We start from the raw sequence: 24,135 nt of genomic DNA, 5'->3' as shown, positions 1-24,135 counted from the left end.
GTCGAGCTCTTTTGTCGATTCATATGGAAAGTCAGGCTGATCGTTGACAAAGTTCCAAGGTCAAGCTCACACTTCCCAGAGTCATCGCGTTGGGCTGGGATGGGGCTCGTGGGTCGGCGTCGCAGCGCGATGGGCTTCTGTCCGACCGACAAGAGGAGTGACATGCCATCCTCTCGACCACGTCCCAGGCCACGATCTCGTTCCGCCCTGGCCTCCGCCGTGCTCACGGTGCCGGCCCTGTTGCTCGGCGCGCCGGGTGTGGCACTCGCCGCGGAGTCCGGAGCGGCGCCCGTCCTCGACACGGCCACGCTGTCGCCGGTCGCCGAGGTGCTGAACTACAACGGCGCGACCACCACCGCGTACACGCCGTCGAGCACGACCGGGACCAACGGCTGGTTCACCGGCGACGAGGTGACGTTGCGTCTGTCCGCGACGGACGACGACGCCGTCGCGTCCTTCCGGGTGACGGTCGGGTCGGACCCCGCCGTGGAGGTGCCGGCCGTACGGAACGGCGCGCGCGGAACGGCCGACTTCGTCATCAAGGGCGATCGCAACAGCACCGTCCGCTACAGCGCCGTCGACGCGGCCGGCAACGCGTCGGCCGTCAAGACGGTCACGGTGAGGATCGACACCAAGCCGCCGGTCGCCGCCTGGCCCGGTGTCGCGAACGGCAAGGTGCCCCACAGTGCGCTCGCCTCCTCCATCACGCCGACGCGTACCGACCCCACCCCGGGCTCGGGCGGCGCCGCGGTGCGGGACATGTGGATCGACGGCACGTGGACCTACCCGCTGCCCCTGGACCCGGCCACTCTGTCCGTCGGCGGGCACACGTGGGCGGTCAACCTCGGCGACTCCGCCGGCAACGGGGCCAAATACACCCTGACCTTCCAGATCACCACTTCGGTCGCGGACCTGCGCGCCCTGGTCCAGCGCTACGTCGCCGCGGGCAAGGTCTCCTCGCCGAACGGCGACCGCCTGCTGGCCCTGCTCGCCGAGGCGGACGGCGGCGACGCCCAAGCCGCGCTGACGCGCTTCGGCCGGCTCGCCGGCGAGGTCGTGCCCGAGGGCTACATGCGCGACTCCCTCGTGAAGGACGCCGCCTACCTGGTGGAGGAGCTCCGGGGAGTCGAGCACCCCGACATCGCCACCGGCGTCACGGTGAGCGAGGGGCAGGGCATGGCCCGGTATCCCTTCCGGGTCCCGGCCGAGCCGGTGCGCAACGAGAAGCCGAAGTTCAAGATCCTTCTCTTCGGGCCGAAGCCGGGCGCCTTCCGGCACGAGCACATCCCGCTGACCATGTCCGTGATCCAGGACATGGGCCGGGCCAACAACTTCGACGTCGACGTGTACGACTACCTGAGCCCCGACGTGTCGGTCCCGAACCCCTTCGAGAGCATCGAGCGCCTGTCGCGGTACGACGCGATCGTGGGCGTCTCCAGCGTCGGCAACGACACGTTCTCCACGGCGCGTCCCTCGGCGGCCGATCCGAACGTCAAGGTGAACGAGCAGGCCGTCCTCAAGCAGTACATCAACGACGGCGGCGGCTTCGTCGCCCTGCACGGCGCCACCGACTCCATGCACCAGTGGGACTGGTACAAGGGTCTGGCCGGCGGCGAGTTCGACAACCACGGGTCCAACGGCGGCGGCATCCAGAACACCTGCGGGGCCTGCAACATCGGCGAGCTGGTGACCGAGGACGGCACCAACCCGGCCACCCGGCAGTTCCCGGAGAAGTTGAAGATCGTCGACGAGCTGTACAACTGGACCTTCCTGCCGCGCGAGAAGGTCCACGTCCTGCAGACGCTGAACGAGTCGACTTACGTCGGCAGCATCGGCGCCGGTGCCGGCCGGATCGAGGGCGCCGACCACCCGATCTCGTGGTGTCAGAACTACGACGGCGGACGCTCGTTCACCCAGGCGCTCCTGCACAACTGGGAGAACACCCTCGACCCGTTGTTCCAGAAGAACATCCTGGAGGGCGTCAAGTGGGCGGCCGGTCAGACCGAGGCGAACTGCGTCACGCATGAGGAGCTGCGCAAGCTCGTCGCCGCCGGTGCGGCGGACGGGTCCGTCGGCGCCGATCTGGCCTCCGGGCTGAACCAGGCGCTCGGCGCGTCGTACGACGCGTACCGCGTCAAGGACTACGCCGACGCCCTCGCGCAGGCGAAGACCTTCCGCCATCTGGTCGACGCCAACCTCCACGGGCCCGGCCAGGCCACGCTCCGCAAGCGGGCGGACGAGCTGGTCTCGTGGATGAAGGTGCTCGACGACAAGGGCGCGGGGCTGCGGTTCACGTCTCAGCCGAAGTCGAGGGCCGTCGGCACCGGCGAGGACGCGGTGTTCTCCGCCCCCGCGGAGGGCCGGAACGTCGCCTACCAGTGGCAGGTGAAGTCGCCGGGCTCGGCGGAGTGGACCGACGTGCCCGGGCAGACGTCCTTCGCGATCGTCGTCACGGCGGCGCCTGAGCTCTCCGGTTCGGAGTACCGGGTCCGCGTGTCCGACCCGACCGGCGAGCTGTTCTCCCGCTCGGCGTCCCTCAAGGTCAGCGGCCGCTGACCCGGACCGGTCGCGGTGGCCCGGGCGTGATCGGCGCCCGGCCCATCGCGACGGCGGTTCCGCCGGCTTGGGCCGGCCACGGAAGGCCGGCCCGAGCCGCCGAGTGAGCCCGGGCGGGGTGCCCGCCCGCCGACCGGACAGGAGTGGATCGATGCGTCATGCCCTCGCACGGGCCGCACTCGCCCTGACGTCGCTCGTGTGCTGCGGCGCGTGCGGTGCGACGTCCGCCGCCGCACTCGGCTCCCGGCCGGACGGCTCACCGCAGGCGGCCGTGTCGTCGGCGATGCCGTCGCTCCCGGCCCCTGTGTCGGGCTCTGTGTCGGACTCTGTGTCGGACTCGGCGTCGGACTCGGCGTCGGACTCGGCGTCGGACTCGGCGTCGGACTCGGCGTCGGACTCGGCGTCGGACTCGGCTGGGACGGTGTCGTCGCCGGTCGACTGCCGCACCGGGCCGCGCGCGCCCGCCGGCGGGGCCGGTCCGTGGACGCATCCGGCCCAGTCCTTCTACGGCCCGTCCGACAAGGACAGGCCGACGAGGGCCAGCCTGGAACACCTGCTGGTCAGTGACAACGCCGTAGTGATCGAGTACTCGCCGCGGCTGCCGGAGGCGTCGATCCAGGCGCTTCGCGAGTGGACGTATCTGCAGACCGCGACGGTGGCCGTGCCGGGCGGACGCGAACCGGCCGTGCGTGCCGTGACCGCCGCGGCAGAGCTCACGTGCGACGGCGTGGACACGATCCGGCTCTCGGCGCTGGCCGGGACGAGAACCTTCGGCCGGGTGACCGAACACGGCGACGCCGATGAAAAGTGATCCGGCGCCTTCCACGAGCCGCTGAGTTCGGCCGAGTTGTCAATGAAAGTTTCATTACCGGGCGGTGCCAGGATCCGGCCGGGCTTCCGCACAAATCCTTCTCCGATGAGTGGGAACGGCGAAATTCGGGCCGGTGCCGGGTTCGTAAGGATGACGGATCGGGCGTCACCCGGTGAGAAACTTGGGAGATGGAGACTTCGGTGCCAGGGCGAGCCGAAACGCGGCTCCAGGCCAAAATACTTACGCGATTGCGTGACAGCGGTCCGCAATCTCGCATTCAGCTGTCGGACCACTTCGAAGTGTCACGTACGACGATCGGGGTGGAACTCGGCCGGCTCGTGGCGCTTCAACTCGTCGAGGAAATCGGCCCGGCCGCGTCTCGTGGAGGCCGCCGGTCGACCGTCATCGATCTCGCCGGCCGGGTTCGATTCGTCGGCATCGCCATCGGCGCGACCTCGGTGTCCACGGCGGTGACCGACGGCAGGCTGCGCGTCCTCGCGTTCGAACGCACGGAATACGACGTACGCCAGGGCCCCGAGCCCGTGCTCGAACTCGCCATGGAACAGAGCCGCCGACTGCTCCTGAAATTGGGAGTGGACCAGCCGATGGGAGTCGGCGTCGGCGTGCCCGGCCCGGTGGACTTCTCCCGCGGTATCCCGGTGTCGCCACCGATCATGCCGGGGTGGGACGGTTATCCGGTCCGCGATGTCCTCGGCGGGCAGTTCGATTGTCCGGTCGTACTGGACAACGATGTCAATGTAATGGCCCTGGGCGAACAACACGCCGGTGCGGCGAGCACGGTCGAGAACTTCCTGTTCGTCAAGGTCGGCACGGGCATCGGCTGCGGAATCGTGGCCAAGGGTGAGCTCTATCGCGGCATGGACGGGTGCGCGGGGGATATCGGACACATACCGGTCGCCGACTCCGGCGAGATCTGCACCTGCGGCAACACGGGATGCCTGGAGGCGTCCTTCGGCGGCGAGGCGCTGGCCCGCGAAGCGCTCGCCGTGGCCCGGTCGGGGGGCTCGCCCCTGCTCAGGGAACTCCTCGAACGCGATGGCACGCTGACCGCCGCGCAGGTGGGCGAGGCGGTCGCCGCCGGTGACGCGACGTCCGTCCAGATGGTGCGCGACGGCGGACGGCGCGTGGGCGAGGTGCTGGCGGGCCTGGTGTCGTTCTTCAACCCGAGCCTCATCGTGCTGGGCGGTGGGCTCACGTTACTGGGTCACGTCCTGCTCGCCGAGATCCGCGGCGCCATCTACCGCCGCTCGCTGCCCCTCGCCACCAGGAATCTTCCGATCATGATGAGCGACCTCGGCCCGCAGGCCGGTGTCATCGGCGCGGCCAGGCTCGTGAGCGAAGAGGTCTACAGCTTCCCCCGGTGATCGGCGCTCGCCCCCGGACGGCCCGCCGATGAGGACATCCGGCCGGACGGGATTGCATGATCATGCATTCCCGTGTATATATTCTACTCGTGTCCAAGGTGCTCACTTCTCTGCCTGTCGGCGAGCGTGTCGGGATCGCCTTCTCCGGTGGCCTCGACACTTCGGTAGCGGTCGCGTGGATGCGGGAGAAGGGTGCAGTGCCGTGCACCTACACCGCCGAAATCGGCCAGTACGACGAACCTGACATCGCCTCGGTGCCGGGGCGTGCCACCGCGTACGGCGCGGAGATCTCCCGGCTGGTCGACTGCCGGGCGGCCCTGGTCGAGGAGGGACTCGCGGCCCTGGCCTGCGGGGCGTTCCACATCAGGTCCGGCGGCCGCACGTACTTCAACACGACCCCGCTCGGGCGGGCCGTCACCGGCACCCTGCTGGTGCGCGCGATGCTCGAGGACGGCGTGCAGATCTGGGGAGACGGCTCCACCTTCAAGGGCAACGACATCGAGCGGTTCTACCGCTACGGCCTGCTCGCCAACCCCTCCCTGCGGATCTACAAGCCGTGGCTGGACGCCGACTTCGTCAACGAGCTCGGCGGGCGCAAGGAGATGTCCGAGTGGCTGCTCGCCCACGGGCTGCCCTACCGGGACAGCGTGGAGAAGGCTTACTCCACCGACGCGAACATCTGGGGCGCGACCCACGAGGCCAAGTCGCTCGAGCACCTCGACACGGGCATCGAGATCGTCGATCCCATCATGGGTGTGCGCTTCTGGGACCCGGCCGTCGAGATCGTCACCGAGGACGTCACGATCGGCTTCGAGCAGGGACGTCCGGTGACGATCAACGGCAAGGAGTTCCCCTCCGCCGTCGATCTGGTGCTGGAGGCCAACGCCATCGGCGGCCGCCACGGACTGGGCATGTCCGACCAGATAGAGAACCGGATCATCGAGGCCAAGAGCCGGGGCATCTACGAGGCGCCGGGCATGGCGCTGCTGCACGCGGCCTACGAGCGGCTGGTCAACGCGATCCACAACGAGGACACCCTCGCCAGCTACCACATCGAGGGGCGGCGGCTCGGCAGGCTGCTCTACGAGGGCCGCTGGCTGGACCCGCAGGCCCTGATGCTGCGCGAGTCGCTGCAGCGCTGGGTCGGCATGGCGGTGACCGGACAGGTGACCCTGCGGTTGCGGCGCGGTGAGGACTACTCCGTGCTGGACACGTCCGGACCGGCGTTCAGCTACCACCCGGACAAGCTCTCCATGGAGCGCACCGAGGACTCCGCCTTCGGCCCCGTGGACCGCATCGGGCAGCTGACGATGCGTAACCTCGACATCGCAGACTCTCGCGCCAAGCTGGAGCAGTACGCCCGGCTCGGCATGGTCGGCAGCCAGCAGCCGGCGCTGATCGGCGCCGCCCAGGCGGCCTCGACCGGGCTGATCGGCGCGATGCCCGAGGGTGGGGCCGAGGCGATCGCCTCTCGCGGCGAGGCCTCCACCGAGGAGGAGCTCCTCGACCAGGCCGCCATGGAGCTCGGCACCGACTGACAGCCACGACCGGGGCGCCCGGCCCGCCGGGTGCCCCGGCGGATGAGGAGACGCACCTCCCGACCGCGGCGGCAGGACGGCGCCCCTCCGGTGGCGGTGTTGTCGTCGCGGGTGGCCAGGGCACGGAACTGTTCGAGCCGGTTGAAGCAGCGATGCGTCCGCCGACGCTCGCTCAGGGGACCTCGGACGCGGCCGGCGCGGACGCGCGGAGCGCCCGGGTGACCGAGTCGGTCCGCCGCGCGGTGCCCCACATCCACTCGACGCTCGCCTCACGGCGCCGAGCGGTCAGCCAGCGATCGAAGATCCGCTGCTCGATCGCCCGCCGGGTCTCGTCGTCGAACACGGCGGGCCGGACCCCGAGCACGCAGGTGACCACCGGCTCCCCTCCGGCCCGGTGGAGGACGTCCCCGGCCCCGGCCTCGGCGGCGTCCGGTCCGAGGTCGCAGCGGTACGTCGGCGCCAGGCGGACGTCCGCGCCGTGCTCGAACGCCTCGGCGGCGGCCACGGCGAGCAGATCCTCCGTCGGTGCGGACCGTCCCGCCTCCCGGAGCCGGGCGACCCCGGCCTCGGCGTCCTCCGGGCGGGCGTAGCGCGATCGCACCACACGCAACCGGTCGTAGTCGCCCGGAGCGGCGGCGAACAGCTCGGCCGCGTCGCCGGTCACGCGCCGGCGCAGTCCGGCGATGGCGGCCTCCTGGCGGACGATCTCCTCCAGCGCGGCGTGGTCGAGCCCGCGTTCCGCCATCCACTCCCGCGTGGCCTCCACCGTGAGCAAACCCCGGGCCCGCCGGAAGGCGTCCACGGCGTTCTGGAGTTCCTCCGCGGGCAGCTCGACCGGATCGCGCTCCAGCTCCTGTTCGACCAGGGCGGCGTTCACGAGCCGGACCGCCAGGGAGGAGTCGCCCCAGAGCCCGTCCAGCACGGCCATGGCCTGCTCCATCTTGACGTCCACACCGTCGACGCGGACCACGACCTGCTCACCCGCGTTGTGGCTGCCCCGCAGCGGCCACGGGATCGCGCGGGCGGGCGCGAAGGCGACCGACACCGTGCCGTCCGGCGCGGAGATCAGCATGTCGTAGTGGCGGCTCCCGCCGGGGAAGTCGCGCTGCCACACCAGACGCATGGGCACGCCCGGGTGCTCGGCGCGCAGGCCGCCGAGCAGCCGCTTCGCCTCGGCCGGCTCCGCATCGCCGATTCGCCACAGGAAGGCCAGGACGTCGGTCAGCAGGTGGTCGGAGAAGATCGGCACGTCAGGCTCCTTGGAGGAGGTGGTCGCAGACGGCCTCGCTGATCGGCAGGCCGGTGAGGTACTCCACCCACAACCACTGCGCGTTGGGGTTCACCTCGAGGAACACGTGGCGATCGTCCGGGGTGAGGATAAGGTCGATCGCGCCGTACTCGAGGCCGAGACGCTCCATGAGGGCGAGGCAGCGGGCGGCCACCTCGTCCGGCAGGCGGTGCGGGCGGTGCGGGGTGACTCGGGTGTCGTAGCGCCGCCAGTCGACGCTGGACCGGTTGGACACCTGGGAGTGGATCTCGGCGGCGAATATCCGGCGGCCCACGATGGTGACGCGCAGTTCCAGACGCTTCGGCACCTGCTCCTGCACGATCATCGGGCAGAACCGCAGCCCGTCGGCGTACGCCAGATCGCGCGGCGACACGGGATCGCTCAGCCGCGTGACGGTGAGGCCGTCCCCGACCCCCTCGATGAAGGGGATGTGGAACGACTTGGTGATGATCCGGCCCTCGTGCCGCTCGTGGAAGTCGAGGAACGACTCCGGGTCCGTGGTGATCAGGGTCTCCGGTATGGCGAAGCCGAGCTCGGCCGCGAGGGCGAGCTGGGACGCCTTCTGGCCGGATCGGCGCCAGACCGACTCGCGTGCGGGCAGCTGCGGGCACGGCAGGTGCTCCCACAGGTCGCCGAGCAGGCTCTGACACTCCTTGCCCGCATGCGCGGCGACCGCCGGGTCGGCTATCTCGGGGTGCGGCGCGGGCGGGGTGGGGCGGCGCCACCACACCGCGGTGACCGTGTCGAGGGCGATCTCCCGTTTCCCGTCGCGCAGGACGCGCCGCAGGAGGCCGTCCGCCGCGTACGTCAGGTCCACCCGCCAGGTGACGGGGAAGTCGCCGGGGTCGAAGACGGTGACCCGCGCTCCGCGGCCGGTGAGCATCGCGCCCACCCGATCGGCGTGGGGGTCGTCCGCACCGGTGAGGATGAGGACGTGCGGGGAGGGCATCGCGGGGCCTTTCGTGGTCGTCGGGGAGGGTGGGAGCACCACAGGGGTGCTCCCACCGCCGGTGCTCAGAGGGCGATGTCGTCCCAGGAGCACATGTTGTTGGCGTACGAGCCCGTGTTGTATTCGGGCCACATGCCGCCGCTGATCCCCCGCAGGGACTCCTCGTTCAGCTCGGCGCCGATCGCGTCGATGTCGGCGAGTACGGTTCGCGTGGTCATGTCGATGTCTTCCCCGTCCTAGCAGTACACGTCGTCGCGGGTGCCGGCCCAGCCGGTGAGGCTGAACGCCCCGTCCGAGTACATCCCGCCGTTGATGCCCTGAAGCCGGCTCTCGTCGAGCTCGGTGCCGATCTCCGAGATCTCGCGCAGTTCCGTGCGCGGCGCCTTGCCCATGCGGGCCACCTCCTTTTCCCCGGGAGCCGGGCGGCTCCCGCCGATCTCAGGCTCGGCGGAAGATCTTGTGATCGCCTTGCGGGCAGGCTGAGTGTGGCTTGCGGGCGACTGCAATCCGAGGTGGAGTCCGGTTTCCGGACCTTCACATCGGGCCGCGCCGGTGCGCGGACCGTGAATTTCCCGCGAGGCGATGCAAGCGGATCCCCAGTGGGCCGGGGAACACTCCGGGGTCCATGAGGTTCATTCGCACGAGAGTTCCGCTGAAGTATCAGGACTCCATGACCGAATGCGGCGCGGCCTGCCTCGCCATGATCCTCGGGACGTACGGGCACCACACCACGGTCCGCGCGCTCGCCGACGAGATGGGCGTCGGGCGAGACGGCGCGAACGCCCTGTCGATCATCGAGGCGGCGCGCCGGCGGGGCCTCACCGCCCGGGCGTTCTCCCTCCCGGCGGACAGGATCCGGCACGTCCCCCTCCCCGCCGTGGTCTATTGGGAGTCGCGCCACTTCGTCGTCCTGGAGGGCGTGCGGCGCGGCCGTGTCGAGGTCGTGGACCCGGGAGCGGGACGTCACCGGATCAGCGAGGAGGAGTTCGCCGAGTCCTTCGGCGAGGTGGCGCTCGTCTTCGAACCGGGGCCGGGATTCGCGCGCGGGCGGTTCGGCGACAGGCCGGGCCGCGCGTGGTTCCAGCTCGTCCGCACCGCCTTCGCCGCCCGGCGGTCCCTGGTCGCCCTGCTGGCACTGCTCAGCGTCGTGGTGCAGGGGTTCGGGCTCGCGCTTCCCATCCTGACGGAACTGATCGTCGACCGGGTGGTCCTCGCGGGCGAGCGGGACCTGATCGCCGCTCTCGGGGCGGGCGTGGTCGCGGTCTTCGCCGCGCACGCGGCGATCGGGGTCCTACGGGCGGTCACGCTCGCGGCCCTGCGCGTCCGTGCGGACGCCGACCTGCTGGAGACCACTGCGACGCGGCTGCTCGCGGCGCCGTTCCGGTTCTTCGCCGGGCGGAGCTCGGTGGACCTGTCCAACAAGGTCATGGGAACCGTGCTGATCCGGGAGATCGTGATCGGCCAGGCCCTCCTCGCGGTGTTCGACGGGCCGCTGGCCCTGGGATACCTGGCGACGGTGGCCGTGCGCAATCCGCTGACCGGCGCCTGCCTCCTGGCCTTCGCGGCGGCCCAGGTCACCCTGTTGCTGGCGACCCGGCAGCACGTGGGCGACCTCGCGCGCCGCGAGGCGGACACGCGCAGCGACGTCCAGGGCCGGCTCGTCGAGGTGGTGCGGGGCATCGAGACGGTGAAGGCGTCGGGCTCCGAACCCCGCATCCGGCATCGGTGGGCGAGGCTGCTCGGGACGTACGTGAACCGGGCCAGGCGCAGCGGCCGGGCCCAGGGCCTGCAACAGGCGGTGCTGGACGCGCTCAGGTTCACGGCCCCGCTGGTCCTGGTGTGGGTCGGGGCCCGGCAGGTCGTGGCCGGGGAGATGTCCCTGGGAGAGATGCTCGCGCTGCAGGCGCTGGCGGCCGTCGCGCTGTCCCTGCTGTCCTCGCTCGTCGGCGGCCTCCAGGGGCTCCAGTCCGCGCGCCCGTACGTCGAGCGCCTGGCCGGCGTCTGGGGGGCCGAGGCGGAGCCCGTCCCCGCGAACCCGGTGACCGCCCGGGTGAGCGGCCGCGTCAGCGCCGGAGGCGTGGGCTTCCGCTACGCGGCCGGGGCGCCGTGGGTGGTGCGGGACGTCAGCCTGGAGGTGGCGGCGGGCCAGAAGGTCGCCCTGGTGGGCCGGTCCGGCTCGGGCAAGACGACCCTCGCCCGGCTGCTGCTCGGGCTCTTCACCCCCGACGAGGGGGAGATCCGCTACGACGGCCTCCCCGCCTCCCGGTTCGACCCCGGCGCGCTACGCCGCCAGTTCGCGGTGGTGCCGCAGGATCCCGTGCTGTTCACCGGCACGATCGCCGAGAACATCGCGCTCAACGCGCCCGACGCGTCGGCGGAGGACATCGCCGAGGCGGCCCGGCTGGCGTGCGTCCACGACGACGTCATCGCCATGCCGATGGGCTACGGGACGATGCTCGCGGAGGGAGGCGGCCTGTCCGGGGGGCAGCGGCAGCGCGTCGCCCTCGCGCGGGCTCTGCTGTCCCGGCCGAAGGTGCTGCTCCTGGACGAGGCCACCAGCCACCTGGACACGACGACGGAGGCGGCGATCGAGGCCAACCTCGCCCGGCTGGACATGACCCGCATCGTGATCGCGCACCGGCTGAGCACCGTGCGGGACGCCGACCTCATCCTCGTCATGGACGGCGGCCGGGTCGTGGAGGCCGGCACGCATGCCGGCCTGCTGCGCGCGGGGGGACCGTACGCGCGTCTGGTCGGTTCCGACGCCGCCTCGGGCGTCCCACACGGCTTCGGCCTGTCCCACCTCGGCGACTGACGCAGTCCCCGTGGTGCGGGATGGTGGGAGGGAGGAGAGGAGAACCGCCGTTGACGCTCCCTACGGCCCGTCCGGCGTAACGGCGGGAAGCCGGGTCAGGCGCGGGCGCGGGGGTTCAAGATCTCGGTGATCCGGATGAACCCGTCGGCGCCGTGGCCCTGCGCGATGACGCGGCGGGCCCAGCCCTCGGCCGCCCGCATCACGCCCGCGTCGATGCCGTGGGCCTCCGAGGTGTGGACGATGTGGGCCATGGACGAGGCCGCCGAGGTGATCGGGTTGCCCTCGCCGGAGAACCCGCCGCTGTCCACCTCCTCCGCCGCCTCCTCGAAGATGGGCGGCAGGATCGCGCCGATGCCCTTGGCGTACGGCGCCAGCTCCCGCGCGGTCACTCCCTCGGCCCGCGCCACCGCCAGCGCGTGCGCGTAGCCCGCCATCGCGGTCCAGAAGACGTCGAGCAACGCGATGTCGTAGGCCGCGGCCCGGCCGGCGTCCTCACCGAGATGGGTGTGCGTGCCGCCGAGGGCGTCCAGCACCGGCCGGTGCCGCCGGTAGAGCTCCTCCGGGCCGCTGTGCAGGAACACCGCGGCCGGGGTGCCGATGGTCGTGGTCGGCGTCATGATCGCGCCGTCGAGATATCCGATGCCGTGCTCGGCCGCCCAGGCCGCGGTGCTCCGGGCGCGGTCGGGGGTGTCGGCGGTCAGATTCACGAGCGTGCGTCCCCGGAGCGCGCCGGCGACCACGTCACGCCGCACGACGGCGTCCGCCGCGTCGTAGTTCACCACGCAGATCACGGTCAGCTCGCTCGCGGCGACCGCCGCCTCGGGCGTGGGGGCGACGTACGCGCCCCGCTCGGCCAACTCTCGATCTCTGCCCGGCGTCCGGTTCCAGACCGTGGTCCGGATGCCGGCGTCCAGGAAGGCCCCGGCCAGGGCCCGGCCCATCGGCCCCAGGCCGAGCACCGTGACGGCAGACTGGTGGGCGTGCTGGCTCATGTCTCAACTCCTGCGTGCATGACGGCGATGGCGCTGAACGGGATGGAAAATGACGCGTAGCCGTGCCAGAGACCTGAACGTCTGCGGGGTCACCGCCGCGATCGCCGTGATCGACGGCAAGTGGAAGACGATCCTGCTCTGGCTCCTGGAATCCGCTCCGCGTCGTCCCGGCGAGCTGGTCCGGCGGCTGCCGGGCCTCACCGAGAAGGTGCTGACTCAGACGCTCCGGGAGATGGAGGCCGACGGGCTGGTGCACCGTGAGGTGCACGACGGCCGTCCGTTGAAGACCGTGTACTCACTGACCGATTTCGGCCGTGAGCTCTCCGAGGCGCTGGCGCCGCTGTCCGACTGGGGACATCGCCGTCTGGAGAAGCTGGCCCGGGAGACGCCGGCCCGGGAGACGCCGGCCGGGGAGGCGCAACCAGAGCCCCTGCCGGTCTCCTGACACACCGCCGTCACCCCCGTTCCCGCCTGAATCCGGCGGCCTTCCGGCCGCCCGGAACCAAGCTTCACGCCGCTCGGGCCCGGCGGACAAGTACCCACAAAAAGGTGGGTATCCGCGAAGCCGGCGGACGACTTCTTTGCACAGTGCATACGTTTCCTTTGCTCGGGTAGCGCGGCCCTTGTTCGCGAGATCGACCGCCGGAGGGGGAGGCGCGGTGGCACTGCGGATCGAGGACTACGGGCTGCTCGGCGACCTGCACACGGCGGCGCTGGTGGGGCGCGACGGGTCGATCGACTGGTTGTGCCTGCCCCGTTTCGACGCCCCCGCGTGTTTCGCCGCCCTGCTGGGCGACGACCGGGCGGGGTTCTGGCGCCTGGCCCCCGCGGCCGGCGGGCTCTGCGCGCGCCGCCGCTACCGCGGGGACTCCCTCGTCCTCGAGACGGAGTGGGACACCCCCGAGGGATCCGTACGGGTGATCGACGCGATGCCGCCGCGCGGCGCGGCGGCCGACGTGGTGCGGGTCGTGGAAGGCGTCAGCGGACGGGTGCCGATGCGGATGGCGCTGCGGTTGCGGTTCGACTACGGGCACATCGTGCCCTGGGTGCGGCACCAGGACGGACGGCTCGCGGCGGTCGCCGGGCCGGACGCCGCCTGGCTGAACACACCGGTGCCGCTCCGCGGCGAGGACATGACGACCTACGCTGAGTTCGAGGTGGTTGCCGGGCAGCGGGTGCCGTTCGTGCTGACCTATCGGCCCTCGCACGAGCGCATGCCGCGTCCGGTGGACGCGGAGAAGGCCCTCGCCGACACGGAGGCGTTCTGGACGTCGTGGATGCGCGGCTTCCGATACGAGGGCCGGTGGGAGGAGGCCGTGCGCCGATCGCTGGTCGTGCTGAAGGCGCTGACCTACGCGCCGACCGGCGGCATCGTGGCCGCGGTCACCACGTCGCTGCCGGAACAGCCGGGCGGGCCGCGCAACTGGGACTACCGGTTCTGCTGGCTGCGCGACGCGACGTTCACGCTGCAGGCGCTGCTGGGCACCGGCTTCGTCGCCGAGGCCAGGGCCTGGCGGGAGTGGCTGCTGCGGGCCGCGGCCGGAGACCCGGCCGACCTGCAGATCATGTACGGCATCGACGGCACGCGCCGTCTGCCCGAATACCCGCTCGACTGGCTGGCCGGCTACGAGGGCTCGGCTCCGGTGCGGGTGGGCAACGCGGCGTCCGGGCAGTTCCAGCTCGACGTGTGGGGCGAGGTCCTCGACGGGCTGCACCTGGCCAGGACGGCCGGCATCCACGCCGACGAGCCGGCATGGGACCTGCAACGGGCGTTGCTGGACTTCCTGGAGGGCCACTGGGACGACCCGGACAACGGGCTGTGGGAGGTGCGCGGTGACCGCCGCCACTTCGTGCATTCCAAGGTCATGGCGTGGGCGGGCCTGGACCGGGCCGTGCAGGCCGTCGAACGCTTCGGCCTTGACGGGCCCGTGGATCGGTGGCGCGCCACCCGCGACAAGATCCACGCGGAGGTGTGCGACCGCGGCTACGACCCCGAGCGGGGCACCTTCACCCAGTTCTACGGATCGAAGGGGCTGGACGCCGCCCTGCTGCTGATCCCTCGGGTGCGGTTCCTGCCCTGGGACGACCCCCGGGTGGCCGGCACCGTCGAGGCGGTGCGACGCGAGCTGTGCTCCGACGGGTTCCTGCTGCGTTACCAGCCACGGGCGGACGGCAAGGTGGACGGCCTTCCCGGCACCGAGGGGGCCTTCATCACCTGCACGTTCTGGCTCGCCGACGCCTTGTACGGCATCGGCCGCCACCGGGAGGCGTACGAGCTGTTCGAACGGCTGCTGGGACTGCGCAACGACCTCGGCCTGCTGAGCGAGGAGTACGACCCCGTCACCGGACGGCAACTCGGCAACACCCCGCAGGCGTTCAGCCACGTCGGGCTGGTGAACGCCGCCCGTCACCTGTCCGGCACCCGGCCGGCCGAGCACGTCGCGCACGGCCACGAGCACGTTGGAGGTGAGCGCTGATGCGCGCTCTCACCGTCATTCCGCTGCAGAAGGACTCCCTGGCCGTCACGGAGGTCCCCGATCCCGAGCTGGGCGAGGGGGACCTGCTCGTCGACGGTCTCGCCGTCGGCGTGTGCGGCACCGACAAGGAGATCGCCGCCGGGGAGTACGGCTGGGCCCCGCCCGGCCGCGACCGCCTGGTCATCGGCCACGAATCGCTGGGCAGGGTGCGGCAGGCGCCTTCCGGCAGCGGCTTCGCCCCCGGTGACCTGGTCGTCGGGGTGGTCCGGCGGCCCGACCCGGTGCCGTGCGGCGCCTGCGCGCACGGGCAGTTCGACATGTGCCGCAACGGCCGCTACACCGAGCGCGGCATCAAGGAACTGGACGGATACGCCAGCCAGAGCTGGGTGATCGAGCCCGGTTACGCCGTCAGGCTGGACCCCGGACTGGCCGACGTCGGAATGCTCCTCGAACCCACCAGCGTCGTCGCCAAGGCCTGGGACGAGGTCGAGAAGGTCGGCGCCAGGGCCTGGTTCGCGCCGAAGACCGCGCTGGTCACCGGCGCCGGGCCGATCGGCCTGCTCGCCGCGTTGCTCGGCGTGCAGCGCGGACTGGAGGTGCACGTCCTCGACCGGGTCACGGAGGGCCCCAAACCGGCCCTCGTGCGGGACCTCGGCGCGGTCTACCACGCCGAGGACGCCGGCGAGGTGGCCGCGAAGGTGCGTCCCGACGTGGTCATCGAGGCGACCGGCGCCGGACCTGTCATCTTCGCCGTGGCCGCCAACACCGCGCCGTACGGCATCGTCTGTCTCACCGGCGTCTCCTCGGCCGGGCGCCGGATCACGCTCGACGCGGGCAGCCTCAACCGCGACATCGTGCTGGAGAACGACGTGCTCATCGGCTCGGTCAACGCCAACCTCGGCCACTACGCCGCCGCGGCCGACGCCCTGGCCAAGGCCGATCTCGCCTGGCTGAACCGGCTGATCACCCGCAGGGTGCCGCTGGAGTCGTTCCGCGACGCCTTCACCGCCGGGCCGGAGGACGTCAAGGTCGTCGTCGAGCTGTGACGGTTCTCCCGCTCACAGCAAGACGACCAGCATGACGGTGAGGCCGAGGGTCACCGCCACGAAGCCGGCCGTCCTGGGCTGCCGGGCGGCCTCCCGGCGCGAGGAGATCACCAGCACGGCGCCCACGGCGAGCGCCGCAAGGAGGTGCAGGCCGTACCAGACGGGGATCGGCACCCTGGCGAGGAAGGTCCCGGACAGCAGGTCGTCGGCCGACCCGTAGCCGCCGAGTGCGGCGACCGCGGCCAGGCCCAGCACCGGGAGCGCGTACCGAAACCGGCCGAGCAGGGCCCAGACGACGATCCCCAGGCCGAGCAGGATCGCACAGCGGTGGTGCAGTTGCCGTGCGAGCAGGCCGCCGCGAACGTCGAAGCTGATGTCGAGGATCGAGTGGTAGGCGGCGCTCGTCCGCACGCCCCGCAGCGGCTCGTAACTGCCGGTGTAGGCGACCGTCTCGCCGCTCGGCACGTAGGAGAACGCCAGGACGCCGCCGGTGATCAGGAAGACCGCGAAAAGGTAGACGAGCATCTCACCCATCGCCTGCCTCGCCCGATCCATCGGCATATTTCAGCACATGCGCCCGCTTCAGGGAGGTGGAAACAGGTGAACCGCCTTGTCGGGTGTCTCGCAGATCGTGAACGGAACCGGGCTGAGGGCGTCGAGGCGCTCGGCGAACTCGGCCGCGAGGCCGGTCAGGATCAGCATGCCCGACGCGGTCTCCGATACGCGTTGCTGCGCCGCGATCAGGGCGGTGATGCCGGTGCTGTCCCAGTAGGTCACCGCGGAAAGATCGATCACCAGCCCCGGCGCCGGTGTGCCGGAGGCGAGCTCGCCGACCGTCGCGGTGAGCTCCGGGGCCGCCTGCTCGTCGAGAGCGCCGTCCAGCTCCAGGACGGCGTGCGACTCGAGACGGCGCAGCCGCGGAGTGGCGGGCCGGCGCGACGCGGGCTTGGGGAGGGTGAAATGGGCCGTGGCGACGGTGCCGTCCGGGCCGGAGTCGATCGTGAACCGGTCCGACAGGTAGCGGGCGAGCCACAGCCCGTGCCCGTGCCTGACCGGCCATTCGGCGGCGTCGTGCCGGGACGAGCCGGGGTCGGCGACCTCGCACCGCAGCACGCCGTCGAGCCGCCAGATCCTCGCCCGTCCGGTTCCCGAACCGTGGAAGATCGCGTTGGTGGCGAGTTCGTGGACGGTGAGCACCAAGTCCACGGCCCGGCCGTGGGGAAGCCCGGCGTGGACGGCGTGTGCTTCCAGCGTCTCCCGCAGGGGGTAGAGCGAGCCGCGGTCGAACGGCTGGTCGAGGATCAGCACCGGCGTCGCGGCGCTCCGCTTCCCGCTGCCGGAGCCCGAGGCGACGTGGGAGGCGTGGTTGGTTCCGTCATCCTTCATGCGCGGTCACCAGGCTGATCCCGGGAATGCCCTGAGCGCCGAGCAGCACGAATCGCGGCACGATGGCGGGGTTGCATCGCAGGACGACCGTACGGGCCGGCGCCAGGCTCCGCGCCACGTCGATGATCGTCCGGGTGCAGGAGAGGTCGATGAAGGACAGCTCGGCCATGTTGATCACGAGCGGGCCGTCCGTCCTGATCGCCTCGCTCAGCGCCAGGGCCAGGGCGTCCTCGGCCGCCCGGTCGATCTGCCCCGCCATCCGAATGCCGGGCGGCGCGTACTGGCGGCAGATCCGCAGCAACGGGTCGTCGTAGTAGGTGGCCGCGGCGACCGCCCGCGTGTGGAACGGGGAGACCGACGCGAGGGTGACCGGGTCGAAACGTTCCCGGTCGTACTGGCACAGCACCGACACGCTGCCGTCCGGCAGGATCGTCGCGATCTTCTCCTCGAAGGCGGGCAGTTGCTCCACGCCGTGGACCGGCCGCAGCGCCCAGCCCATGTCGAGGGCCACCCGCAATCCCGAGTAGCCCTCGTGCGAGGTCAGCTCCATCTGGGAGCTCAGCCACCCCATGGCGTGATCCACGTCGAAGACCTGCCCGGACAGCAGGCCCTCCTGAGATGCGACGACGTCCATCCGGCCGCTCGCGGTGGCGGACTGCACGGCGATCCCGCGGCGGCTCAGTTCGGCCAGCGCCCCCTGCGGCTCCTCGCACAGCCAGACGACGCGCAGCCCTCCCGCCAGCCCGTCCCGTACGAACGCGGCGGTGAGGTCGAGCAGTTCTTCCGGCTCGCAGAACGTCAGGCACGCGTGATCGTTGATCGCCAGATCCGTGATCTGAACTTCAGCACTGACGGTCACCACGCCACCATCCCCGGGCGGTCCCCGCCGCCCACCGCCTCATCGGGGTACCCATCCTAGTGACGGGCATTCGTCAAGAATCGGTCTCGGATGGTGGGAGGAGCTACAGATACGTCGGCGTACGGCCGGCCCGGCCGCGGAACATCCACCAGCTCCAGATCTGGGAGAGCACCATCAGCGGCACCATGACCGCGGCGAAGCCCGCCAGAAGCCGCAGAGTGCCCGCCTCCGCCATCGCCTCCGTCAGCCGCAGGCCGGTGCCCGGAGCGCTGGAGGAGACCAGTACGAAGGGGTGCAGGCCCGCGCCGAGGGCGACGACCGGCAGGGCGGCCGCGCACGAGGTCGCGGCGAAGGCGCGGCCCGTACGGCCCGCGCGCAGCAGAGCCGCCCCGGCGAGGAGCGCGACCACCAGGGCCGTGCCGGCCGCAAGGGCGAGCCAGGGGTTGACGAGGGCGTGCCGCGCCGCGGAGAGGAAGCCGGTGACGAGGACGGCGGCCGCCGCCACGGCCGCCACGAGCAGGGCGCGACGGCCGGCCCTCGCCGCCCGCGCGCTCGGCTCGCCGTCGGTCCGCCAGGCCAGGAAGGACGCCCCGTGCGCGAGGAACACCGCGACGGTCGTGGCGCCGCACAGCAGCACGAAGGGGTGGAACAGGTCGGCGGCTCCGAGCGAGAAGGCGTTCCGGGCGTCCAGCGGCACCCCGGCGAGGAGACGGCCGGTGACGAGCCCCCATCCCACGGCGGGCACCAGCCCGCCCAGGAAGATCAACCCGTCCCAGAGCCGACGCGCCGGGGCGCCCCGGTGTCGGCTGCGCAACTGCACGGCGGCGTTGCCGACGACGATCCCGGCCAGGATCGCCGCGAACAGGAAGTACATCCCGGACAGCAGTCGCCCTTCCAGGAAGGGGAAGGCACCGAACAGCACTCCGGCCGCGGCCACCAGCCAGACCTCGTTGCCGAGGAAGAACGGGCCGAAGGCGTTGAGCAGCGCCCGCCGCTCGCGGTCGTCACGGCCGAGCCAGGGGGTGAGCATCTGCACGCCGTAGTCGAAACCGGCCAGGACGAAGTAGCCGGCGAGCAGCAGCCCGAGCAGGGCCGGCCACACGAGTTCGAGAGTCACGGGGGCTCCTCATTCACAGGGCGAGCGACGCGGTGGGCCGCTCCGCCTGCCCGTCGCCGGGTGATCCGCCGAGGTCGGTGTCGGCCGGGCCGCGGCGGGCGTACCGGGCGATCAGCGCCCAGTCGGCGACCGCCAGCGCGAGGAACACCCCGCAGAACAGGACCAGGGACGCCGCCATCGAGCCGACTGGCGACCGCGCGGCGGCCGTCGTGAGCTCGCCGTACACCGCCCACGGCTGGCGTCCCACCTCGCGTAGCAGCCATCCGCCGAGCGCGGCGACGAAGGGCAGGGGAACCGCGACCAGCATCAGGTATGCCGCCGGGCGGAACCGGAGGTACCAGTCCCTATAGAGCAGGACGAGGGCCACGACGACCAGCAGGAAGATCAGATAACCGACGCCCTGCATGACGTCGAAGGCGGTGGCGATCCAGGAAGGTGGCCGGTAGTCGCCCGCGCCGAACCGCTGCGCCAGTTGCGCCTGCACGTCCTCGACCCGCAGCGAGCCGACGTCGTCGATGTGGCCCCGCAGGGTCGCCGCCTTCATCGGCTGGGTGTCCACGAGCGTCGGGATCTGGACGAACCCGTAGTAGAGCGCGACGAACGCCGCGGGGGTGGCCACGAACAGGCCGAGCCGCAGCGACGCGCGGAAGAACTCCCGCTCCGCCGTCCGCTTGAGGAAGTGGTAGGAGCTCACCCCCGCCACGAACACGCCGCCGGTCATCAGCGCGGCGGTGCCGGCGTGCACCAGCGCGTTGATCGCGTTGGGGTTGGTGAGCATGGCGCCGAAGTCGGTGAGGTAGGCGACGCCGCCGCGCACCTCGTACCCCACCGGGTGCTGCAGGAAGCCGTTGGCCACCATGATCCAGTACGCCGAGGCGTAGGCGGTGAGGGTGACCAGCCAGATCAGCGTGACGTGCACGGCCTTCGGCAGCCGCCCCCAGCCGAAGATCCACATGCCGAGGAAGGTGGACTCGGCGAAGAAGGCGACGATCGTCTCGAGTGCCAGCGGGGCGCCGAAGACGTTGCCCGCGTACTCGGCCAGCCCGCTCCAGGCGAGTCCGAACTGGAACTCCATCACCAGGCCGGTGACGATGCCCAGCACGTAGTTCACGACGTAGATCTGGCCCCAGAACCGGGTCATGCGCTCCATGAGCGGTGCGCCGCCGAGGGCGTGCCGGGTGTGCATCACCGCGATCAGCGGGGCGAGGCCGAGGGTGAGCATCACGAACAGCCAGTGGAAACCGGCCGTCGTCGCGAACTGGAGGCGCGCCAGCGTCTCGTCCGTCATCGGCGTCCGCCCGTCACCCGGCGAGGAGAGGTCCGGGGCGCGTGGTGGAGCGACAAATCAGCCCTTTCCTCGCAAAGTCCGCAAGAGTGGACGGATCATATCCTCACAACCACGTCGCCCGGCAGGCGATCGGGGGCCACCGGCTCGATCAGGAGGATGAGAGGGTCGCCCCGGCGGAGCCGAACAGGATGCCGTCGAGCGTCATGGTGAGGTAGCGGGTCAGTTCGTCGGCCGACATGGCCGCGATGGGACCGTCGGCCAGGACGTACCGGCTGAACGTGATCCCGATGAGGTGCGCGCCGAGCAGGTCGACCCGCAGCGCGACGTCCTGGCCGGTGAGCACGGTGCGGTAGGTGGCGATGCTCTCCTCGCGCATGGCCCGCAGCAGTGCCTTGGCGGCCTCCTGATCGCCGGCGGCGCTGCGTACGAGGGCGATGAAGGGATCGGCACTGTCGGCCGACTCCATGCGGGCGACGTAGGCGCGGGCGACCCGCTCGGCCAGGCCGTCGGCGTCCCCCCGGACGCTGTCGCCGAGGTCCCGCGTCCCCGGCACGGCGGCGAGGAACAGTTGCTCCTTGGACGAGAAGTGCATCACCACGAGCCCGTGGGTCACCCCGGCCCGCTGCGCGATCTCCCTGATGGTCGCCTTCGCGTACCCACGCTCGGCGAAGACCGAGCGGGCCGCGGCGAGGATCGCGGCTCGTCGTGCCTCGGGGTCGCGCACCCGCTTCCTCGCGGGCGCCGGCTCCGCGGCGTTCGCCTGTGACGCGTCAGACACCATGCCGCTTACTGTACACGTGGACAGTAGCGGCGATGTGGACGTACATTACTGACCAGATGGTCATTAGAGACCTCGCACACCAGGAGTGATCGCGATGAACCTCGCCCCGCTTTCCCCCGACGACACCACCGTGGTCCTGGTCGACTACGCCGTCGGTTTCGCCAACCTGCTCCGCTCGCACGACCTGCGCGAGCACATCGCCAACGTCGTGGGCCTCGCCAAGACCGCCACGTTGTACGGCAGCGGCCTGGTGGTGACCAACGGCGAGGCGTCCAAGCCCTCGGGCCCGCTCTACCCGGAACTGCTGGAGGTCATCGGCGACCGGCCGGTGATCGAGCGCACGACGGCGTTCAACTCCTTCCTCGACCCGGCCTTCGGCGAGGCCGTCCGTGCCACCGGCCGCCGCAGGCTGGTCATCGGCGGCATCGCCACCGACGGCTGCGTGCTGCAGACCGCGCTGGGCGCGTTGCGCGAGGGCTACGAGGCGTACGTCGTGGTGGACGCCACGGCGAGCCTCAGCAGGGAGGCGCACGACGCGGCGGTGCAGCGGATGGCGATGTCCGGCGTCGTGCCGGTCACCTGGTGGTCGCTGGCCGCCGAGTTCCAGTTGGAGCCGCGCTTCGCCGACGCGCCGTACCGCACGCAGTTGATGACCGAGTTCCAGCCGGCTATGACGATGGCGGGCCGCACGTTCTTCGCCGGTGTGCACCAGGGGAAGCTCGCGCCCACGGCGGCCTGAAACACGGGGCCTGAAAAACACGGGGCCTGACAAACACAGGGCCGAAACACGGGGGCCGAAATCGGAGGCTGAGGCGCGGCGGGCTATTCGGAGTCGATGAGAAGGTCTGTCCGGCCGCGGAGGCGCAGGGCCGTTCGACGGCCTCCGCCCCGGGCTCGCCGTCGTCCCCGTTGACAGCGAGGCACCGGCCGCTCGACGCCGGGCGGATGCGGTAGCCGTCCCCGCCGGTCGGTTCGAGCCGGAAGCGCTGGTCGGGCCGGACGCCGGTGCAGTCGTTCCAGGGCTCCAGCATCGTGGTAGCGGTCCGCGGCCGCGGCCGGCTGTCGGTCACGCTCTCTTCCTCCCGTAGATCCCTGCGCTTCCACGGCAGCCTATGCACGCTCCGAGGTGTCCGAGATCGTCCGGAAGTGTCCGGGACACCGTCCAGGTGTGGACGTGCGCCCGCATCCCGGGCCACGGTGGCCTTGCACAACGGCCTGTCGGCGCCGGAGCACCCAGGTGCTCGGGATGGCGTCCGGGGGCGGGCCGTGGCGGCGGACGTGATCGCCCATCGCGGCAGCGGGTGGCGGCGCACGCATTCTCCGCGGGCGACTGGCGCACGTCCGCCGCCGCATCTCACTCGACATGAGGGAAACGCGCCATGGGACGCATAGTTCTGTCTGTTTTCACCACCCTTGACGGCGGCATCGAGAACCCGCACGAGTGGGCTTTCGGATTCGTCAGCGAGGACTCGATGCAGGCCGGTCTCGACCAGACGATCCGCGGGGCGCGGCACTGCTCCTCGGACGGGTCATCTACGAGGGCTTCGCGGCCTCCTGGCCGTCGATGACCGACGAGGGGGGCTACGCCGACGCGATGAACACCCTGCCGAAGTACGTCGTGTCGACCACGCTGACCGAGGCCATCTGGAACAACAGCACGATTGGCGTGGTCCTGCTCACCTACGAGCCGACCGGCGAGGGCCTCGCCGACCCGGCCGCCGCGCGCCGGGCGGCCGAGGCGAACGCCGGGGGGTGAATCGAGCGCCGTCGTGACCGGGCGCCGCCACGATCGGGCTCGGGAAGACCTAGCGGCGGAGCCGGGTCACTGCGGCGTACAGGGCCAGAGAGAGGACCGCCCAGGTCAGGGTGGCGATCGTGAGGGACAGCCACAGCGGCCAGAGGGTCACCGTGAGCGCCACGACGACGGCGAAGCCGATCAGGCCGAGTGCGCCGAAGGTCGCACCCCCCACGTCCTGTCCGGCCTGGCGCACGCCCTCCTCTTTGGCGATGAGGGTGACGCTCGCCAACAGGATCGCCGGGAACGCGAGGAAGAGCCCGCCCGCGCGCGGGCCGGCCAGTACGGACACCATCCCGGCGAGCGCCGACACCCCGGCGCCGAACGCGAACCGGACCACCCAGTCGCGCCTGGGTGGTCGCCTCAGCTCACTGAGCCGCAGCCGCACCTTCCGGCCGTCGCCGGGAGCCGGGCCGTCGTCACGACGGGCGCTCATGACAGGCGCGCCGGTGGCGGGGAGAGTTCCGAAGCCGCCGGCCGCGGGAGCGGAGCGGGGACCGCCGTGGCCCGGACACCGAGCAGGCCCTGAGGCGCCAGCGCGTACCCGGCGGCCACGGCGACGCCCCAGACGGAGAGCGCGGCCAGCGCCCCCCACCAGGCACCCCACCTGCGCAGCAGGGGAACGGCGATCAGGCAGTAGAGGGTGAAACCGACAGCGCCGATCTGCATACCCAGGGCCGAGGCGAGGACGTCGGAGACGCCGGCGATGCCCGCGGTGACGATGAGGCTGGCCAGGGCGACAGAAGGGGCGGCGGAGAACACCCCGGCGAGCCGTTTCGGCGTCAGCATCTCGGCCAGCGCCGCGAAGGCCAGCACGAAGACGCCTCCGGCCAGCGCCTTCAGGACGACCTCCACGATCTGGTCGGTCACCTCGCCCACGCCGTGTCCCCTCCCCCGAGCCGACACAGATGTTCGGGGGGCGCCACTCGCCGGTTGAACCGCGTTGATTTCCGGCGCGGGAACGCCCGAAACCCCCGGCGTGGGCCGTGTACAGAGCCCGTCAATACTCGGTTCAAACCCGTATGGAACCCGTCAAGAGCGGCCAAATGCCC

At 71.4% G+C, this 24,135-nt stretch carries 25 protein-coding genes; 10 read left to right on the top strand and 15 right to left on the bottom strand.

Annotated elements, in window-relative coordinates; genetic code table 11:
* Positions 1 to 228 precede the first annotated feature (228 nt).
* Positions 229 to 2,556 carry a ThuA domain-containing protein gene (locus tag IL992_RS14350; RefSeq protein ID WP_193203860.1) on the top strand — a complete coding sequence of 776 codons (2,328 nt, stop codon included), beginning with the start codon at positions 229 to 231 and terminating at the stop codon, positions 2,554 to 2,556.
* A gap of 156 nt (positions 2,557 to 2,712) precedes the next feature.
* On the opposite strand, the gene IL992_RS14345 is transcribed toward IL992_RS14350, so the two are convergent.
* Positions 2,713 to 3,003, bottom strand: coding sequence for a hypothetical protein (locus IL992_RS14345; RefSeq protein ID WP_193203859.1), 291 nt, complete (start codon positions 3,001 to 3,003; stop codon positions 2,713 to 2,715).
* On the opposite strand from IL992_RS14345, the gene IL992_RS14340 reads away from it, so the two are divergent.
* The 3 genes from IL992_RS14340 to argG all read left to right on the top strand — a co-directional run bounded on the left by IL992_RS14340 (position 2,978) and on the right by argG (position 6,290).
* A complete protein-coding gene (locus tag IL992_RS14340; RefSeq protein ID WP_193203858.1) occupies positions 2,978 to 3,367 on the top strand; it encodes a hypothetical protein in 390 nt (129 codons plus the stop codon). The genes IL992_RS14345 and IL992_RS14340 overlap by 26 nt on opposite strands.
* A 188-nt stretch (positions 3,368 to 3,555) precedes the next feature.
* Positions 3,556 to 4,752: an ROK family transcriptional regulator gene (locus IL992_RS14335; protein WP_193203857.1), complete on the top strand. Its 1,197-nt coding sequence runs from the start codon at positions 3,556 to 3,558 to the stop codon at positions 4,750 to 4,752.
* Between the two features lie 89 nt (positions 4,753 to 4,841).
* Positions 4,842 to 6,290, top strand: coding sequence for an argininosuccinate synthase (gene argG / locus IL992_RS14330; protein WP_193203856.1), 1,449 nt, complete (start codon positions 4,842 to 4,844; stop codon positions 6,288 to 6,290).
* Between the two features lie 172 nt (positions 6,291 to 6,462).
* Here the strand turns inward: argG and IL992_RS14325 are convergent, their stop codons facing one another.
* The 4 genes from IL992_RS14325 to IL992_RS14310 form a co-directional block, all read right to left on the bottom strand.
* On the bottom strand, positions 6,463 to 7,539 hold the full coding sequence (locus IL992_RS14325; RefSeq protein WP_193203855.1) for a TIGR04500 family putative peptide maturation system protein: 1,077 nt from the start codon (positions 7,537 to 7,539) through the stop codon (positions 6,463 to 6,465).
* Position 7,540: 1 nt separating this feature from the next.
* Positions 7,541 to 8,527 carry an MvdC/MvdD family ATP grasp protein gene (locus IL992_RS14320; RefSeq protein WP_193203854.1) on the bottom strand — a complete coding sequence of 329 codons (987 nt, stop codon included), beginning with the start codon at positions 8,525 to 8,527 and terminating at the stop codon, positions 7,541 to 7,543.
* Positions 8,528 to 8,592: 65 nt separating this feature from the next.
* The gene (locus tag IL992_RS14315) at positions 8,593 to 8,745 is read right to left on the bottom strand and encodes a hypothetical protein (protein WP_193203853.1); all 153 of its coding nucleotides are present in this window, start codon (positions 8,743 to 8,745) and stop codon (positions 8,593 to 8,595) included.
* 18 nt (positions 8,746 to 8,763) lie between these two features.
* Positions 8,764 to 8,919, bottom strand: a complete 156-nt coding sequence (locus IL992_RS14310; RefSeq protein WP_193203852.1) for a hypothetical protein — start codon at positions 8,917 to 8,919, stop codon at positions 8,764 to 8,766.
* Positions 8,920 to 9,152: 233 nt separating this feature from the next.
* On the opposite strand from IL992_RS14310, the gene IL992_RS14305 reads away from it, so the two are divergent.
* The gene (locus IL992_RS14305) at positions 9,153 to 11,342 is read left to right on the top strand and encodes a peptidase domain-containing ABC transporter (RefSeq protein WP_193203851.1); all 2,190 of its coding nucleotides are present in this window, start codon (positions 9,153 to 9,155) and stop codon (positions 11,340 to 11,342) included.
* Positions 11,343 to 11,437: 95 nt separating this feature from the next.
* Here the strand turns inward: IL992_RS14305 and IL992_RS14300 are convergent, their stop codons facing one another.
* The gene (locus IL992_RS14300; protein WP_193203850.1) at positions 11,438 to 12,334 is read right to left on the bottom strand and encodes an NAD(P)-dependent oxidoreductase; all 897 of its coding nucleotides are present in this window, start codon (positions 12,332 to 12,334) and stop codon (positions 11,438 to 11,440) included.
* A 49-nt stretch (positions 12,335 to 12,383) separates the two neighbouring features.
* Here IL992_RS14300 and IL992_RS14295 point away from each other — a divergent pair, with 49 nt between their 5' ends.
* From IL992_RS14295 to IL992_RS14285, 3 genes are all read left to right on the top strand, one after another.
* A complete protein-coding gene (locus IL992_RS14295) occupies positions 12,384 to 12,779 on the top strand; it encodes a winged helix-turn-helix transcriptional regulator (RefSeq protein WP_226872955.1) in 396 nt (131 codons plus the stop codon).
* Between the two features lie 214 nt (positions 12,780 to 12,993).
* Positions 12,994 to 14,811, top strand: coding sequence for a glycoside hydrolase family 15 protein (locus IL992_RS14290; protein ID WP_193203849.1), 1,818 nt, complete (start codon positions 12,994 to 12,996; stop codon positions 14,809 to 14,811).
* Complete coding sequence (locus IL992_RS14285; protein WP_193203848.1) at positions 14,811 to 15,857, top strand: glucose 1-dehydrogenase; 1,047 nt, start codon at positions 14,811 to 14,813, stop codon at positions 15,855 to 15,857. Before IL992_RS14290 ends, IL992_RS14285 begins: the two co-directional genes overlap by 1 nt.
* 12 nt (positions 15,858 to 15,869) lie before the next feature.
* Here the strand turns inward: IL992_RS14285 and IL992_RS14280 are convergent, their stop codons facing one another.
* The 6 genes from IL992_RS14280 to IL992_RS14255 form a co-directional block, all read right to left on the bottom strand.
* Entirely contained in the window at positions 15,870 to 16,412 is a 543-nt protein-coding gene (locus IL992_RS14280) for a hypothetical protein (protein WP_193203847.1), read from the bottom strand.
* Positions 16,413 to 16,439: 27 nt separating this feature from the next.
* Positions 16,440 to 17,243 carry an ATP-binding protein gene (locus IL992_RS14275; protein WP_193203846.1) on the bottom strand — a complete coding sequence of 268 codons (804 nt, stop codon included), beginning with the start codon at positions 17,241 to 17,243 and terminating at the stop codon, positions 16,440 to 16,442.
* Complete coding sequence (locus IL992_RS14270) at positions 17,233 to 18,102, bottom strand: MEDS domain-containing protein (protein ID WP_193203845.1); 870 nt, start codon at positions 18,100 to 18,102, stop codon at positions 17,233 to 17,235. The genes IL992_RS14275 and IL992_RS14270 overlap by 11 nt, the downstream gene beginning before the upstream one ends.
* A gap of 103 nt (positions 18,103 to 18,205) precedes the next feature.
* Entirely contained in the window at positions 18,206 to 19,219 is a 1,014-nt protein-coding gene (gene cydB, locus IL992_RS14265; RefSeq protein ID WP_193203844.1) for a cytochrome d ubiquinol oxidase subunit II, read from the bottom strand.
* Between the two features lie 13 nt (positions 19,220 to 19,232).
* Positions 19,233 to 20,507, bottom strand: a complete 1,275-nt coding sequence (locus IL992_RS14260; RefSeq protein WP_193203843.1) for a cytochrome ubiquinol oxidase subunit I — start codon at positions 20,505 to 20,507, stop codon at positions 19,233 to 19,235.
* Positions 20,508 to 20,655: 148 nt separating this feature from the next.
* Positions 20,656 to 21,288 carry a TetR/AcrR family transcriptional regulator gene (locus IL992_RS14255; RefSeq protein ID WP_193203842.1) on the bottom strand — a complete coding sequence of 211 codons (633 nt, stop codon included), beginning with the start codon at positions 21,286 to 21,288 and terminating at the stop codon, positions 20,656 to 20,658.
* Positions 21,289 to 21,382: 94 nt separating this feature from the next.
* On the opposite strand from IL992_RS14255, the gene IL992_RS14250 reads away from it, so the two are divergent.
* Positions 21,383 to 22,027 carry an isochorismatase family protein gene (locus IL992_RS14250; RefSeq protein WP_193203841.1) on the top strand — a complete coding sequence of 215 codons (645 nt, stop codon included), beginning with the start codon at positions 21,383 to 21,385 and terminating at the stop codon, positions 22,025 to 22,027.
* On the opposite strand, the gene IL992_RS48925 is transcribed toward IL992_RS14250, so the two are convergent.
* Complete coding sequence (locus IL992_RS48925; protein WP_226872988.1) at positions 21,957 to 22,319, bottom strand: RICIN domain-containing protein; 363 nt, start codon at positions 22,317 to 22,319, stop codon at positions 21,957 to 21,959. The genes IL992_RS14250 and IL992_RS48925 overlap by 71 nt on opposite strands.
* A 533-nt stretch (positions 22,320 to 22,852) precedes the next feature.
* Here IL992_RS48925 and IL992_RS46200 point away from each other — a divergent pair.
* The gene (locus IL992_RS46200; RefSeq protein ID WP_226872954.1) at positions 22,853 to 23,044 is read left to right on the top strand and encodes a hypothetical protein; all 192 of its coding nucleotides are present in this window, start codon (positions 22,853 to 22,855) and stop codon (positions 23,042 to 23,044) included.
* Between the two features lie 49 nt (positions 23,045 to 23,093).
* Here the strand turns inward: IL992_RS46200 and IL992_RS14235 are convergent, their stop codons facing one another.
* Both IL992_RS14235 and IL992_RS14230 read right to left on the bottom strand, forming a co-directional pair.
* Positions 23,094 to 23,519, bottom strand: coding sequence for a DUF3147 family protein (locus tag IL992_RS14235; RefSeq protein ID WP_193203839.1), 426 nt, complete (start codon positions 23,517 to 23,519; stop codon positions 23,094 to 23,096).
* On the bottom strand, positions 23,516 to 23,962 hold the full coding sequence (locus tag IL992_RS14230; RefSeq protein ID WP_193203838.1) for a hypothetical protein: 447 nt from the start codon (positions 23,960 to 23,962) through the stop codon (positions 23,516 to 23,518). Before IL992_RS14230 ends, IL992_RS14235 begins: the two co-directional genes overlap by 4 nt.
* Positions 23,963 to 24,135: the final 173 nt, after the last annotated feature.

Origin of the sequence: Microbispora sitophila (genome assembly GCF_014892245.1) — a bacterium.
GTDB classification, from domain to species: Bacteria; Actinomycetota; Actinomycetes; order Streptosporangiales; family Streptosporangiaceae; genus Microbispora; species Microbispora siamensis.
This window is presented reverse-complemented; position numbering and strand designations above follow the sequence as displayed.

What these genes read in the sequence shown, in the direction of transcription:
- IL992_RS14300 (WP_193203850.1), bottom strand. Translation starts at nt 12,334, where the DNA reads ATGAGCCAGCACGCCCACCAGTCTGCCGTCACGGTGCTCGGCCTGGGG.
- IL992_RS14235 (WP_193203839.1), bottom strand. Translation starts at nt 23,519, where the DNA reads ATGAGCGCCCGTCGTGACGACGGCCCGGCTCCCGGCGACGGCCGGAAG.
- IL992_RS14275 (WP_193203846.1), bottom strand. Translation starts at nt 17,243, where the DNA reads ATGAAGGATGACGGAACCAACCACGCCTCCCACGTCGCCTCGGGCTCC.
- IL992_RS46200 (WP_226872954.1), top strand. Translation starts at nt 22,853, where the DNA reads ATGACCGACGAGGGGGGCTACGCCGACGCGATGAACACCCTGCCGAAG.
- IL992_RS14280 (WP_193203847.1), bottom strand. Translation starts at nt 16,412, where the DNA reads ATGGATCGGGCGAGGCAGGCGATGGGTGAGATGCTCGTCTACCTTTTC.
- IL992_RS14305 (WP_193203851.1), top strand. Translation starts at nt 9,153, where the DNA reads ATGAGGTTCATTCGCACGAGAGTTCCGCTGAAGTATCAGGACTCCATG.
- IL992_RS14335 (WP_193203857.1), top strand. Translation starts at nt 3,556, where the DNA reads ATGGAGACTTCGGTGCCAGGGCGAGCCGAAACGCGGCTCCAGGCCAAA.
- IL992_RS14310 (WP_193203852.1), bottom strand. Translation starts at nt 8,919, where the DNA reads ATGGGCAAGGCGCCGCGCACGGAACTGCGCGAGATCTCGGAGATCGGC.
- IL992_RS14260 (WP_193203843.1), bottom strand. Translation starts at nt 20,507, where the DNA reads ATGACGGACGAGACGCTGGCGCGCCTCCAGTTCGCGACGACGGCCGGT.
- IL992_RS14315 (WP_193203853.1), bottom strand. Translation starts at nt 8,745, where the DNA reads ATGACCACGCGAACCGTACTCGCCGACATCGACGCGATCGGCGCCGAG.
- IL992_RS14285 (WP_193203848.1), top strand. Translation starts at nt 14,811, where the DNA reads ATGCGCGCTCTCACCGTCATTCCGCTGCAGAAGGACTCCCTGGCCGTC.
- IL992_RS14295 (WP_226872955.1), top strand. Translation starts at nt 12,384, where the DNA reads ATGACGCGTAGCCGTGCCAGAGACCTGAACGTCTGCGGGGTCACCGCC.
- IL992_RS14250 (WP_193203841.1), top strand. Translation starts at nt 21,383, where the DNA reads ATGAACCTCGCCCCGCTTTCCCCCGACGACACCACCGTGGTCCTGGTC.
- IL992_RS48925 (WP_226872988.1), bottom strand. Translation starts at nt 22,319, where the DNA reads ATGCTGGAGCCCTGGAACGACTGCACCGGCGTCCGGCCCGACCAGCGC.
- IL992_RS14320 (WP_193203854.1), bottom strand. Translation starts at nt 8,527, where the DNA reads ATGCCCTCCCCGCACGTCCTCATCCTCACCGGTGCGGACGACCCCCAC.
- IL992_RS14255 (WP_193203842.1), bottom strand. Translation starts at nt 21,288, where the DNA reads ATGGTGTCTGACGCGTCACAGGCGAACGCCGCGGAGCCGGCGCCCGCG.